At 68.2% G+C, this 13165-nt stretch carries 10 protein-coding genes; 6 read left to right on the top strand and 4 right to left on the bottom strand.

Annotation, left to right across the window (positions count from 1 at the left end):
* Positions 1-101: 101 nt before the first annotated feature.
* Positions 102-503 carry a MerR family DNA-binding transcriptional regulator gene (locus KBI52_RS19270; protein ID WP_173947098.1) on the bottom strand — a complete coding sequence of 134 codons (402 nt, stop codon included), beginning with the start codon at positions 501-503 and terminating at the stop codon, positions 102-104.
* Between the two features lie 362 nt (positions 504-865).
* Between KBI52_RS19270 and KBI52_RS19265 the strand changes: the two genes are divergently transcribed.
* The 4 genes from KBI52_RS19265 (at position 866) to KBI52_RS19250 (ending at position 6885) form a co-directional block, all read left to right on the top strand.
* Positions 866-4039: an SEL1-like repeat protein gene (locus tag KBI52_RS19265; RefSeq protein WP_210810569.1), complete on the top strand. Its 3174-nt coding sequence runs from the start codon at positions 866-868 to the stop codon at positions 4037-4039.
* A 103-nt stretch (positions 4040-4142) separates the two neighbouring features.
* Positions 4143-5072 carry a sulfite exporter TauE/SafE family protein gene (locus KBI52_RS19260; protein WP_173947096.1) on the top strand — a complete coding sequence of 310 codons (930 nt, stop codon included), beginning with the start codon at positions 4143-4145 and terminating at the stop codon, positions 5070-5072.
* Positions 5069-5830, top strand: a complete 762-nt coding sequence (locus KBI52_RS19255) for a TIGR02186 family protein (RefSeq protein ID WP_173947095.1) — start codon at positions 5069-5071, stop codon at positions 5828-5830. The genes KBI52_RS19260 and KBI52_RS19255 overlap by 4 nt, the downstream gene beginning before the upstream one ends.
* Positions 5831-5907: 77 nt before the next feature.
* On the top strand, positions 5908-6885 hold the full coding sequence (locus KBI52_RS19250) for a nitrilase family protein (RefSeq protein WP_173947094.1): 978 nt from the start codon (positions 5908-5910) through the stop codon (positions 6883-6885).
* A gap of 135 nt (positions 6886-7020) precedes the next feature.
* Here KBI52_RS19250 and pdeM read toward each other — a convergent pair whose 3' ends face one another.
* Both pdeM and KBI52_RS19240 read right to left on the bottom strand, forming a co-directional pair.
* Positions 7021-7722 (bottom strand): ligase-associated DNA damage response endonuclease PdeM, encoded by a 702-nt coding sequence (gene pdeM, locus KBI52_RS19245; RefSeq protein ID WP_173947093.1) that lies wholly within the window; start codon positions 7720-7722, stop codon positions 7021-7023.
* Positions 7719-10256 carry a ligase-associated DNA damage response DEXH box helicase gene (locus tag KBI52_RS19240; protein WP_210810565.1) on the bottom strand — a complete coding sequence of 846 codons (2538 nt, stop codon included), beginning with the start codon at positions 10254-10256 and terminating at the stop codon, positions 7719-7721. The genes pdeM and KBI52_RS19240 overlap by 4 nt, the downstream gene beginning before the upstream one ends.
* A 93-nt stretch (positions 10257-10349) precedes the next feature.
* Here KBI52_RS19240 and KBI52_RS19235 point away from each other — a divergent pair, with 93 nt between their 5' ends.
* Both KBI52_RS19235 and KBI52_RS19230 read left to right on the top strand, forming a co-directional pair.
* The gene (locus KBI52_RS19235) at positions 10350-10832 is read left to right on the top strand and encodes a GNAT family N-acetyltransferase (protein WP_173947091.1); all 483 of its coding nucleotides are present in this window, start codon (positions 10350-10352) and stop codon (positions 10830-10832) included.
* A gap of 95 nt (positions 10833-10927) precedes the next feature.
* On the top strand, positions 10928-11746 hold the full coding sequence (locus tag KBI52_RS19230; protein WP_173947090.1) for an SDR family oxidoreductase: 819 nt from the start codon (positions 10928-10930) through the stop codon (positions 11744-11746).
* 170 nt (positions 11747-11916) lie between these two features.
* Here the strand turns inward: KBI52_RS19230 and KBI52_RS19225 are convergent, their stop codons facing one another.
* Positions 11917-12846, bottom strand: coding sequence for a class I SAM-dependent methyltransferase (locus KBI52_RS19225; RefSeq protein ID WP_210810558.1), 930 nt, complete (start codon positions 12844-12846; stop codon positions 11917-11919).
* Positions 12847-13165 lie beyond the last annotated feature (319 nt).

Raw genomic sequence — 13165 nt, 5'->3', positions numbered from 1 at the left:
GCCTGCCCGGCCCGTCCGCGCTCACAAGCGAAAACGCCCATCCGTTCGCAGATCCGCGGATCTGCGAACGGATGGGCTGTCTCGGACGATCGCGTTGCGGCTCAGGCGGCGACGGCGAGGCCGGCGCGCCGGGCATGGAGCTCGGCCAGAGCCTCCTCGATCTCGCCTCTCTGCTGCTCGAGATGGCGGATCTGATCTTCGATCTGGTCGAGGGACAGCTTGAGATTCATCGCCGCTCCGTTGCCGGACCGCTCCTCGGCCACCATGGCGCGGATCTCGGTCAGGGTGAAACCGAGCTGCTTGCCCTTGAGGATGACGGAGAGTCGCTCACGGTCGCGGGCATCATAGATGCGTGCCGTCCCGTCCCGTCGAGGGGAGAGAAGGCCGCGATCCTCGTAGAACCGCAGGGTGCGGAGCGTGACCCCGAACTCGCGGGCCAGATCGCCGATCGTATAAAGTTTTGCACTCTCGCCGGCAGGAGTGCTGCCCGTAAATTGGTCCATGGAACCCCCCGTGATTTCTTCATGACAGGGTAAGTATGAGCACTTCCCCTTCAGTAATGAAATGATAGAACATTATTTAGCCTCTTTGCAAGAGTGTTACGTTTCGGATCTGCCGCTGGGGTAAAGGAAGAGCGCTTCGGAAGATTACCGTTGCGGAAGTCATGGGATCCCCATGCCCGGTTCGCCGCTAAATCCCCTCCGTTTAACGGGTTTTTTACTATGCCGGACGGAAGTTGCAGCGCTGGGCAGGGGGTCTTGACGCGGGGTGATTCGCCTCGTTCAGGCTCCGGCCCATCAGGCGCGCACCGGCTCGGGGCCGTGCGGGCCTTCTCGAGTTCACGCGTATCCCGGCGAGCCCAACCATGAGACGACCCGTCTTCTCAAGATCTGACGACCTGGATCTCGATGCCCGCGCGCTGATCTCCGCCGCGGCTCGGCAGGCCGGCATGAGCCTCGAGGAATGGATCGCGGCCGTTCTCGAAGAGACGCAGGACAGGCCCGGACCCTCGCCATGGCGGGCGGGCAGCGATCTCGACGGCCTCATCGCCCGGATGTCCCCCCGTTCGCGGCCCAAGCGCGACTACGACACCCTGATGGCCGCCGTGGCGGCGCAGAGCGGGCGTCCGGCCCAGGATCAGGCATCCCGGACCGCGGTGGCACTCGAATCCATGGCGAGTTGGATCGAGCAGGCGGAGATCCGCCTGAACGATGCCTCCCGCAGCTCAGCGGATCAGCAGGACCGGATCGCCGCGGTTCTCTCGGAGGCCCTGTCGTCTCTCAAGGAGCGTCTCGAGACGGTGGAGCGGCAGGTCACCGCGGAACGGACTGCCCCGCCCCGCATCGAATTTCCGGTCGAGGAGGCGCTCAAGGCGCTCGCTCCCGTGTCCGAAACCCTGGTCGGCCTGCGGGCCGACATGTCCCGTCTCGCCTCCCATCTCGAACAGCCCAATCCGACCCTTATCCCTGCCGTCGACGGGATCCGCGCCGAGATCGACGGCCTCCGCTCAGGCATCGAAAGCCTGGCGACCCGTGAGGAGATCGCGGCTCTCGACGCGGCCCTCGGGTCGATCGCCAAGGATCTCGGACAGGGGCCGACGGTCAAGGATATGCGCACCCTCGCCGGCTCGATCACCGTGCTCTACGAGCAGATCCGGTCGCTTGCGGGAGAGGTGAGCGACGAGCTGCACGGGCGCATCGGCCAGGACATCGACCACATCAAAGCCAAGATCGACGCGATGGCCGCGTCCGGGGTGGACCGCTCGGTCGTGGATTTCCTCAGCGGCCAGATCGTCGACATGCGCCAGGATCTGGCGCACCGGGCCGAGCCGCAGCAGATCGCCCGGCTGTCCGGCGAGATCGAGACCCTCGCCCGCCAGTTGTCGGAACTGCGCCTCCATCAGGTGAGCAAGAGCGATTTCACCGCTCTGAAGACCTCCCTCGACGATGTCTGCTCGGCTCTCTACGTCACTGCCACGGCGCAGGAGACGAGCCGCGTTCCCGAGCAGCTCGAGACCTTGAGCCGCAGCGTGGACCTCCTCGCCCGCCGTCCTCAACCGGCACCGGCGGACCTGACCCCGATCAGCGAGCAGCTCGCGCTGCTGACCGAGCGGATGGCCGGCCTGTCGGAAGGCCGCGCCGTTGGCGGCGAGACGCTGATCGACAGGATCGAGCACCTATCCTCGCGGATCGAGGCCGTTGCCGAAAGGGAGGCGCAGCCCCGCGAGCCCTTGATCGAGCGGTTCGACCGCATCGAGCAGGAGCTGCGCGAACTCGTCCGGCAGGCCGATACCTCCGGCATGGCCCAGATGCTGCGATCCATCGACCAGAAGCTTGAGCGGACGCCGTCTCAGCCCACGGGCCTAGATACTCTCGAGCGCCAGGTGGCGGCTCTGGCCGAACGGTTCGATCAGATTCCGGGGGAAGCCCTGCAGACGGCCCTGACCGAGGCGGGCGGACACCTCAAGAGGCTTCAGGACGAGGCGGTCGGCATCGCGGAGCGTGCGGCCAGGACCGTGCTGAACGACATTCGCCCTGCCCTGCCGGATTCCGGCGATCTCGATGCCCTCAGGCATGGGGTCGTCGAGCTGAAGGCCCTTCACAATAGGTCCGACAAGAAGACGCAGGAGACCCTCCGGGCCGTCCGCGACGCGCTGGAAGCCCTCACGTCCCGGCTGCCGAACGGGGACGCTCCCGTGACGGCCGGCCCGGGCCCGTCCATGCCGGCAGCGCCCGCGGGGCCGCGGCTGCCCGCGGATCGTCTCGAAGCCGCCGTGCGCAGGCTCCATGCCGCCACCCTGTCGCAGATGAATGAGGCCGCCCCGCCTCCTCCGGACGCCGCCTCCCCGTCAGCCCCGACGGTTGCGCCGCCCGAACCGACTCCGGAACCCGATCTCGGCCATCTGCGCGCCAGCTTCATCGCGGCCGCGCGACGGGCCGCGCAGAGCGCGATCCCGGAGCCTGCCCCCGTTTCCACCCCGTCGCCCCTGAAGCAGGAGGCCGGGTCCGCGGTCGAGGCCGAACAGCCCGAGGCCGATGAATCCGCAGCCGGCGTCGCGTCCCTGTTCGAGCGCCTGCGCCGCAGCCTCGACAGCCGCCGGCGCCCTCTCCTGTTCGGGGTGGCGTTTCTGATCCTGGCGACCGGCACCTACCCGATCCTGTCCATCGGGCGGGTCTCGCCCGACCCGGTGCCGGCGAGCGTGCGGCAGGAAGCGGCGCCTGCCGCCGATGCGAAGCCGGTCGGCACCGCCACCGATGCTTCTCAAGCCGCCGATCTGAGCGTCTTCCAGTCGTCCAGCCTCGCCACCGGGGCCGTGTCCGCCGATCCGCTCGTGTCCGGGCAGTTTCTCGTCGATCCTGCGACCATCAAGGGCATCCCGGCGGATGCCCCGGCGGGCCTGCAGCAGGCGGCCCTTTCGGGCGACGCGGCAGCGCTCTATGAGATCGCCTCCCGGGCCGCCGAGGGACGCGGGATGGCAAAGGACATGACCGCCGCCGCCCGCCTTTTCGAGAGGGCCTCTCAGGCTGGCCTTCCTCCGGCGCAGGAGCGGCTCGCCACGATGCACGAGAAGGGCGACGGTATTCCCCTGGACCTCAAGCAGGCCGCTTTCTGGTACGAGCGGGCGGCCTTGGGCGGCAACATCCGCGCCATGCACAATCTCGCCACCCTTCTCGCCTCGGGCAGGAACGGGAAGCCGGATTACGTCGCCGCGATGCGTTGGTACGGCGAGGCTGCCGAGTCCGGCCTGCGGGACAGCCAATACAATCTGGGCGTCCTGCTCGCCCTCGGCATCGGGGCCAAGGCGGATCCGGCGAAGGCATTCCGGTGGTTCTCCCTCGCGGCCGACCAGGGAGACGCGGAGGCGGGCCAGAAGCGGGACGAGATCGCCGGGCGCCTGAGCGCGGCCGAACTGAAGGCCGCCAAGGCCGCTCTCGAAGCCTGGCGCCCTCGGCCGGTCGATCCTCTCGCCAACAGACCGCCCGTCGCCGTCCCGGGCCGAACGGCCGCTCTGGATCGAACTCAGGGCGACCGGAGTTGAGCGCACGCAGGCTTTGTCATCTTCCGTTCAGAACATGACCGTTACACCGCCTGCATGATGCTGTAACAACGACGTGGCTGCACCGGCCAATGGGGGAACCGGGTTGCAAATCTATTTGCCGATCGCTGAGATGCCCGTGAGCGTTCTTCTCATCCTCGGGATGGGTGCGGCGGTGGGCTTCATATCCGGGCTTTTCGGGATCGGCGGCGGATTTCTCATGACGCCGCTCCTCATCTTCCTGGGGATCCCCCCGGCCGTCGCCGTGGCGACTCAATCGGCGCAGATCGTCGCCTCCTCCACCACCAGCGTGCTCGGCGCGCTGCGCCGCAACGCCCTCGACCACAAGCTCGGCGCCATCCTGGTCGCAGGAGGATTCGTCGGCTCGGCGCTGGGCGTGTGGTTCTTCGCGGCGGCGCGACGGGCCGGACAGCTCGATCTCGTGATCGTCATTTCCTACGTGACGCTCTTCACCATCGTGGGCAGCCTGATGCTGAAGGAGAGCATCCGGGAATTCTGGAGCCGGCGGAAGGGCGGCGCTGTGCGCCTGCGGCGGCAGGCGGGCGAGCACGCGCCCTATCTCGGCTGGCCGCTGCGCATGCGCTTCTACCGATCCAAGCTCTATGTGAGCATCATCCCGATCATCGGGCTGTCCCTGTTCATCGGCTTCGCCGGCGCCCTGCTGGGCATCGGCGGCGGCTTCATCGTGGTGCCGGCCCTTCTCTACGTCTTCCGGGTGCCGACCAACGTGGTTGTGGGAACCTCCCAGTTCCAGATCGTCTGCACCACCCTCGTGGCCCTCATTCTCCATGCCGTGACGAATCAGGCCGTCGACATGGTCCTGGCGATCCTGCTCATCGTCGGGGGCGTGTTCGGGGCGCAGTTCGGCGCCCGCATGGGGAGGCACCTGAGAGCGGAGCTGTTCCGCTTCCTGCTCGCCATCCTGCTCCTGGCGGTGGGCCTGCGCTTCGGCCTCGAACTCGTGCTGGAGCCGGACGAGCCCTTCTCCATCACCACGCAGGAGACGCGCACGTGAGGATCGTCGGCGCCCTCCTGATCCTCGTCGGCACGATGGTCAGCGCGCGGGCGGAAACCCTGATCACATCCCTGTCGAACCACCGGGTGCTGATCAATTCCAACTACACGGGCACGCAGATCGCCGTGTTCGGCGCCATCGAGCGTGATGCCCAGACGGTCGCCCGCGCCACAAGTTACGATATCGTCGTCACCGTCCGCGGCCCGCGCCAGTTCCTCACGGTGCGCGAGAAGGAGCGGCTCGGTCCGGTCTGGATCAACCAGGAACAGCAGAAGTTTCCGACAGCGCCGGCCTACCTGAACGTCCTCAGCTCCCGGCCGATCGAGGAGATCACGAGCGACCAGCTGCGGCAGCGCCAGAAGGTCGGCCTGAGCGCCATCATCAATTCCGCCGATTTCACGAGCCGTCGCGACGGTGCGGACCAGCCTTTCCGGGATGCCCTGTACCGGCTGAAGGCCCAGGAGGGCCTCTATCTCGAGGACGAACGCGGCGTGACCTTCCTGACGCCCGAGATCTTCCGCGCCGGCATCGACCTGCCGGCCACGGCGCCGCCAGGCAACTACGACGTCGACGTGACCCTCTTCGCCGACACGGTGATCCTCGCCCGCACGCAGACCCATTTCGAGCTGGTCAAGACCGGGTTCGAGGAACAGGTCGGCGTCATCGCCCGGGACTGGTCCCTGGCCTACGGCCTGTCGACCGCCGCCATCGCCCTCCTGTTCGGCTGGCTCGCCAGCACGATCTTCCGGCGGGACTGACCAGGACGCGCTCAGGTCTTTACGTCTCAGGGTCGTCACGCAATCGTGTCGACGGCGAATGCAGGGAGAACGGCATCATGATGCTCCGGTGCGGAACGGTTCAGTTCCATCACAAGGCCGACGACAAGACCTCCAACATGGCGGTGGTGGAGCGCTTCTCCCGCGAGGCTGCGGATCAGGGCGTCAAGATCCTGGCTTTTCCGGAGATGTGCCTCACCGGGTACTGGCACGTGCGCAATCTCGGACGTGAACGGTTGGAGGCGCTGGCCGAACCGGTGCCGGCGGGCCCCTCCACGCAGGCCGTCCTCGCGCTCTCGGCCCGCCACGACATGGCCATCGGGGTCGGTCTGATCGAGCGCGCCGACGACGGGCGCCTGTTCAACACCTATGTGGTCTGCCTGCCCGACGGACGTGTCCACCGCCACCGCAAGCTCCATGCCTTCGAAAGCGACCACATCGCGAGCGGCGACAGCTACACGGTCTTCGACACGCCCTGGGGCGTGAGGATCGGGGTTCTGATCTGCTGGGACAACAACCTCGTGGAGAACGCCCGCGCTACCGCGCTGCTCGGCGCCGACATCGTCATGGCGCCGCACCAGACCGGCGGCTGCCTGTCCCGCAGCCCGCAGGCCATGGGGCTCATCGACCCCGCCCTCTGGGAGAACCGCCATCGTGATCCCGAGACCATCGAGGCCGAGTTCCGGGGCCCGAAGGGACGCGAATGGCTGCTGCGCTGGCTGCCGGCCCGCGCCCACGACAACGGCTATTTCCTTCTCTTCTCCAACGGGGTCGGGGAAGACGACGGCGAGGTGCGCACCGGCAACGCCATGATCATCGACTGCTACGGCCGCATCGTGGACGAGACCTGGAAGGCGCAGGACGCCCTGGTGGTGGCCGATCTCGACCTCGGCCTCCTGCCGCTCGCCACCGGCCGCCGCTGGATCCGGGGACGCCGGCCGGAGCTTTACGGGATCCTCACCCAGCCGCAGGGCCATGAGCTCGCGCCCCGGCAGGCGCGGTTCTCGGAGGATCCGGTCGTCAAGACGGCCGGGTAACTCGCGACGGTCCCGGAAGCGCCCGCGATAGGAAGCGACGGCTTGATCCGCGCCAGGTCTGCGGGCGGGTTCCCCGCTCCCCGTCATCACCGGACCCGTGCCGGCCATGACAGCACAAGGGGGCGACGGCTCTCCTCAGTCCCGGCAGAGCATCGACCGGGCGATGGCGAAGATGCGCTCGGTGCCGATGAGATGCGCCGTGAAGCCGTTCGGGAAGAGCGGCTTGAAGGCGGCGTCGCAGGCGTTGAGCCCACCCGCATAGGCGCCGAGCGCCGGCATGACGCAGCGCCGACCGTCGGTGAGGAAGCAGCGCCGCCGTGTGGCGCGCCCGCGCATGACCACCTTGCCGACCGGGTGCAGGTGGCCGGCGATCTCGGCCTGCTCGCCTGCCGCCGGCTCGTGGCGGAGCGTGAGGGAGCCGAGCGCCATCTCGTCCACCACCTGCCCGCCGATGCTGTCGGGCAGGATGCGGTCGTGGTTGCCCGTGACCCAGATCCAGTCGCGGCCCTGCTGCGCTTGCGCGAGGGTGGCGCGCTCCTCGTCGCCGAGGCGGTCCGGCCCGCCGATGTCGTGGAAGCTGTCGCCGAGCGCCACGACGGTCTTCGGGTCGAAGCGGAGTACCGCGTCGGAGAGCGCCAGAAGCGTCTCGCGGGTGTCGTAGGGCGGCAGCATCATGCCGCGCCGGGCGAAGGACGAGCCCTTCTCGAAATGGAGATCGGCCACGAGCAGGGCGTCGTGGGCGGGCAGATACATCGCCCCCGTCAGGTCGAGGAGGGCCAGCTGACCGGCCAGCTCGATCTCATGTGTTGTCTGTTTGTTCTTCCGCAATGCCGTCACGCCAAAGCCTCGTCGAGAAGCGCCGCTTCCGCCTCGGCTAGAATCTCGTCCGCGTTGTCGCTATAGACGCGCTCGCGGCCGATCTCCAGCATGACGGACACGCTCAAAGGAGAAACCCGGTCGAGCGGCTTGTGGATGATTCGCCCCCGGATGCGCTCTAGCATCATGCCGAGACGCCTCACGTCGAGGAGTCCCGTTGCCGCATCCGCCCGCGAGGCGCGCAGGAGCACGTGGTCGGGCTCGTGCTTGCGCAGCACGTCGTAGACGAGGTCTGTCGAGATCGTGACCTGACGGCCGGTCTTCTTCTCCCCCGGGAAGCGGCGCTCGATGAGGCCGGCGATCACCGCGCATTGGCGGAAGGTGCGCTTCATGAGGGAGGATTCGGCGAGCCAGTCCTCGAGATCGTCGCCGAGCATGTCCTCGGAGAACAGGTCGTCCATGAAGGCGGGATCGCGCGCGGCGCGGTCGGCGACGTCGCCCGAGGCATAGACCGCGATGCCGTAATCGTTGGCCACGAAGCCCAGCGGCTTGAGCTTCGCCCGCTCGAGCCGGCGGGTGAGCAGCATGCCCAGCGTCTGGTGGGCGAGCCGTCCCTCGAAGGGAAAGCAGGTCATGTAGAAGCGGTTGCCGCGGGGAAAGGTCTCGACCAGGAGGTCGCGCGGCCCGGGCAGGAGCGATCGCCGGCGCTGCTGCAGGAGCCAGTCGGTCATCTGCTGCGGCAGGCGGTCCCACTCGAAGGGATCGGCGAGGATCTGCCGCACCCGCGCGGCCAGGAAGGTGGAGAGCGGGAACTTGCCGCCCTCGTAGGACGGGATCATCGGGTCGGTGCCGGCGCCCGCGCGGGTCACCAGCGCCTCGTCCTCGGAGATGCCCTCGAAGCGCAGCACCTCGCCGGCGAAGAGAAAGGTATCGCCCGGCGTCAGCGTCTCGGCGAAGTACTCCTCGATCTCGCCGAGGATGCGCCCCCGCGGCAGCACGGTGCCGGGCCGCGAGCGCGCCGACTTGCCGAGCCGCACCTTGATCATGCTGGACTCGACGATGGTGCCCACGTTCAGCCGGTATTGCTGCGCCACCTTCGCGTCGCGCACGCGCCACAGATCGTCCTTGCCCTTGACGATCTTGGCGAAGCGCTCATAGGCCCGCAGCGCATAGCCGCCCGTCGCCACGAAGGCGACGCAGGCCTCGAAATCCTCCCAGGTCAGGCCCGCATAGGGCGCGGCGGAGCGCACCTCCTCGTACAATCCGTCGAGCCTGAACGGCTCGGCGCAGGCCATGCCGAGGATGTGCTGGCAGAGCACGTCGAGGGCGCCGGTGCGCGCATCCGGCGTGTCCTGCGCGGCCTCGTGGACCGCGTCGAGTGCCGCGCGGCATTCCAGGATCTCGAAGCGGTTCGCCGGCACGAGATAGGCTTCCGACGGCTCGTCCATGCGGTGGTTCGAGCGACCGATGCGCTGCATGATCCGGGATGCGCCTTTGGGCGCGCCCACGTTCACCACGAGATCCACGTCGCCCCAGTCGATGCCGAGATCGAGCGTCGCGGTGCACACCACCGCCTTCAGCCTTCCGGCCGCCATCGCCTCCTCGACGCGACGGCGCTGCGACACGTCGAGGGAGCCGTGATGAAGCGCGATAGCGAGGTTGTCGTCGTTGAGCTTCCAGAGTTCCTGGAACGTGTATTCCGCCTGCAGCCGCGTGTTGACGAAGACGAGGGTGGTCTTGTGATCCCGGATGAGATCGTAGATCGCCGGCATGGAGAGAGAGGCGGTGTGGCCGGCGAGCGGCAGGCGCTCGTCGATTTCGAGCATGCGGATGTCGGGCTGCGCGCCGCCCTGCACGACGACGAGGTCGGCAAGCTGACCGCGCTCCACCTCTTCCTCGGACGGAGACGGCGAGCGCTGCGGCACCAGATAGCGCCTGAGATCGTCCGGCTCGCGCACCGTAGCGGACAGCCCCACGGCGGTCGCCTGCGGGGCGATGGCGACAAGCCGCGCGAGCCCGAGCGACAGAAGGTCGCCCCGCTTCGAGGTGACGAGGGAATGCAGCTCGTCGAGCACCACCCGGCGCAGATCCTTGAAGAACTCCCGCGCCTCCGCATGGGCCAAGAGAAGCGCCAGCTGCTCCGGCGTGGTGAGCAGGATATCCGGCGGACGCTCGATCTGCCGGGCGCGCTTGTGGGAGGGCGTGTCGCCGGTGCGCGTCTCGATGCGGATGGGCAATCCCATCTCCTGCACGGGCGCCTCGAGGTTGCGGGCGATGTCGGTGGCCAGCGCCTTGAGGGGAGAGATGTAGAGGGTGTGGAGGCCGCGCCTGTCCTTGGCCGTGCCGCGACCCGGTCCCCGCTCGGCCAGTTCCACCAGGCTCGGCAGGAAGCCCGCGAGGGTCTTGCCCGCCCCCGTCGGCGCCACGAGCAGCACGGAGCGGTCCTCCCGGGCCTTGGCGAGAAGGTCGAGCTGATGCTCCCGGGGCTTCCAGCCTCGGTGCCTGAACCAGTCGCGGAAGATCTTTGGGAGGAGGGAGGCCGGCGCGTGGGACATCTGTCCTCAAGATAAGGTACGGTGTGCCATTCGCCAGACCGCGTCTTGACGAACGAAACAAAATTACCATGATGGCGGCACGAGGGGAGGACGATGAGCGAGGAGCTTCGCGCAGCCGAAGACGATGAGCTGGAAGCCATCGGCCGGCTCTACCACGCGGTCTGGCTGGAGACGCAGGCCCCGCTGCAGCCCTCGAGCGTGGCCGAGCATCGCGACGAGGGCTTCTTCATCGAGCGGGTGAAGCGTTTTCCCGTGCCGCCGCTCGCCGTCTATGGGCAGGGCCGGCTGCTCGGCTTCGCGGCCTGGGCGGACAACCTGCTCGGCCAGCTCTACGTGGCCCGCGAGGGGCGACGCCTCGGGATCGGGCGCGCCCTGCTGCAGGCGAGCGAACATGCGATCTGGGCCAGCGGTTTCGACAAGGCCCATCTGCGCTGCCTCGTCGGCAATCACGGCGCCCGCTCGTTCTACGAGCGCTGCGGCTGGCGCTGCACGGAAACCGTCACCGAGGACGCCGAGACCCGTGCGGGCCCCGTCCCGGTTCCCTGCTGGGAAATGGTCAAGGAGCTGACCGTGTAGACACCCGTCGAAACTCAGGGCCGGACCCTTGCCATCCGGCCCGCGATACCGTCAGCTTGGGCAAAGCCAGCAACGAGAATGAAAAGGCACACGTCATGCCGCACGACTTCCAGTTCCAGAACGCCATCGCGGTCGTCACCGGGGGGACCCAAGGCCTGGGCGAAGCCATCGCCCGCACCTTCGCCGAGCGCGGTGCCAAGGGCATCGTGATCTGCGGCCGCAACGCGGAGCGCGGGCACGCGGTGGCCCGCGAGATCTCGGGACAGGGATGCCATACCGAATTCGTGCAGGCCGATCTCGAGAGCGTCGACGAGGCCCGTCAGGTGACCGCGCGGGCGGACACCGTGTTCGGGCGCGTCGACGTGCTGGTGAACGCGGCCGGCATCACCGATCGCGGCACGATCTTCGACACGAGCCCGGAACTCTTCGACCGCATGTTCGCGGTCAACGTGCGTGCGCCCTTCTTCCTCATGCAGGAAGCCGCCAAGATCATGCGGCGCGAGAAGATCGAAGGCGCGATGGTCAACATCCTGTCCATGTCGGCCCATGGCGGCCAGCCCTTCATCACCGCGTATAGCGGCTCGAAGGGCGCGCTCGCCACGCTGACCAAGAACGCCGCCTTCAGCCTCATGCCGTGGCGCATCCGGGTGAACGCCCTGAACATCGGCTGGATGAACACGCCGGGCGAGGACCGGATCATGAAGACCTACCACGATGCCCAGGACGGCTGGCTGGAGAGGGCCATGAAGGAGCAGCCCTTCGGCCGCCTGCTGGAGCCGGCGGAGGTGGCGCGCGCCGTGGCGTTCCTGTGCAGTTCGGAATCCGGCATGATGACCGGCTCGGTGATCGATTTCGACCAGTCGGTGGCCGGCTGCTACGAGAGCGCCCCGCATCCTTCGGCGCGGGCCGAGTAGGCTACTCTGCAAGACGCAACCTCATTCGCAGACCGGTTCACCAAGGGCCGGCAGCCCCTCACGTCATCACCGGCCTCGTGCCGGTGATCCCGATGGTCTGAAGCGCCGCGCCTCACCGGATCGGGATGGCCGGGACAGGCCCGGCCATGACGTCCAAGGTTGCCGGGAGCCTAGCGTTGCATCACCACCAGAAGCCCGGGAACCGGCACGCCGCGATCCTCCCGGGTCGAGACGCGCTCGATGATCACGACATCGAAGCCCGTGCTGTCCGCGACGTCGCGCAGATAGGATCCACTGTGGGCGTAGCGGGCATCCGCCCCGAGGATGAAGCCCTCGCCCTCGTGCGCCTGCACGGTGAAGGCGAAGAGCCCTTCGCGGCCCAGCACCCGATGCGCCTCGCGGAACACGGCATCGAGCGCCGCCATGTAGACGAACACGTCGGCCGCCACCACGAGATCGGCCTCGCCCGTCCGGCGGCCGGCGAGGAACGCCAGGAGCTCGCCCTCGTGCAGGGCGTCGTAGAGCTTCGTCTTCTGCGCCTTCTCGAGCATGCGCGGCGAGAGATCGACGCCCTCGATGGACGCGCAGCATCCTGCGAGCTCCTGCGCCATCAGCCCCGTGCCGCAACCGAGATCGAGACTGGCGCCGAAGCGGTACTCCCGCATCCGTTTGGAGCAGGCCCGGCGCAGCGCGTCGGCGATCAGCGCCGGTCCCCGATAGGCGAGGCTTCTCGTCAAGTGCCGGTCGAATTTCGGCGCGTAGTCGTCGAAGAGCGCGCGCACGTAGCCATCGGTGATCGCCGCCTCGGGCGCAAGCGCACCGAGCCGCGCGAGGTCGATCCGCACGCCCAGCGCATCCTCGGGCTCGAGCGCGAGGGCGCGACGCAGGGCGTTCACCGCCTCGTCCGCTAGGCCCAGTTCGGCGGCCGAGCGACCGAGCATCGCCTGGGCCGGAGCGAAGTCCGGGGCAAGCTCGAGCACCTGACGGGCCAGGTCGGCGGCAGCCTCGAAGTCGCCCTCGTCGAAGGCGGAGCGGGCATACTCATAGCGGCGGTCGGCGTGGAAATCGCCGGTGGATCGGACGGTGGCGGTCTGCGGCATGACGTTTGGATGCGGGAGAGCAAGGGGGCTGTCAATGGCGTCGTGTCCCGGTCGTTCCGGAACGGCCCCGGCAGTCTCGTGGAGCGGCTCCCGTCATCCTGCGGCCGTTCCGCCACCCTCCGCCCGTCCTGACACCCACCACGTCATGGCTACCCACCGCCCGTCATTCCACGCACCCCGTCATGGCCGGGCCTGTCCCGGCCATCCCGCTGCGGTGAGGCGCGGCGCTTCCCGGATCGGGATCACCGGCACAGGGCCGGTGATGACGTGGCAGGGTCTGCGCAACGATGTGTTCTCACTTTGTTCTTGACAGCTCGAT

The sequence above is a fragment of the Microvirga sp. HBU67558 genome (assembly GCF_018069605.1).
GTDB classification, from domain to species: Bacteria; Pseudomonadota; Alphaproteobacteria; order Rhizobiales; family Beijerinckiaceae; genus Microvirga; species Microvirga terrae.
Note: the sequence above shows the minus strand (reverse complement) of the source record. Positions and strands in the feature narration are given on the sequence as shown.

Coding starts and splice junctions, on each gene's coding strand:
- KBI52_RS19225 (WP_210810558.1), bottom strand. CDS start 12,846: ATGCCGCAGACCGCCACCGTCCGATCCACCGGCGATTTCCACGCCGAC.
- KBI52_RS19250 (WP_173947094.1), top strand. CDS start 5,908: ATGATGCTCCGGTGCGGAACGGTTCAGTTCCATCACAAGGCCGACGAC.
- KBI52_RS19265 (WP_210810569.1), top strand. CDS start 866: ATGAGACGACCCGTCTTCTCAAGATCTGACGACCTGGATCTCGATGCC.
- KBI52_RS19240 (WP_210810565.1), bottom strand. CDS start 10,256: ATGTCCCACGCGCCGGCCTCCCTCCTCCCAAAGATCTTCCGCGACTGG.
- KBI52_RS19270 (WP_173947098.1), bottom strand. CDS start 503: ATGGACCAATTTACGGGCAGCACTCCTGCCGGCGAGAGTGCAAAACTT.
- KBI52_RS19235 (WP_173947091.1), top strand. CDS start 10,350: ATGAGCGAGGAGCTTCGCGCAGCCGAAGACGATGAGCTGGAAGCCATC.
- KBI52_RS19230 (WP_173947090.1), top strand. CDS start 10,928: ATGCCGCACGACTTCCAGTTCCAGAACGCCATCGCGGTCGTCACCGGG.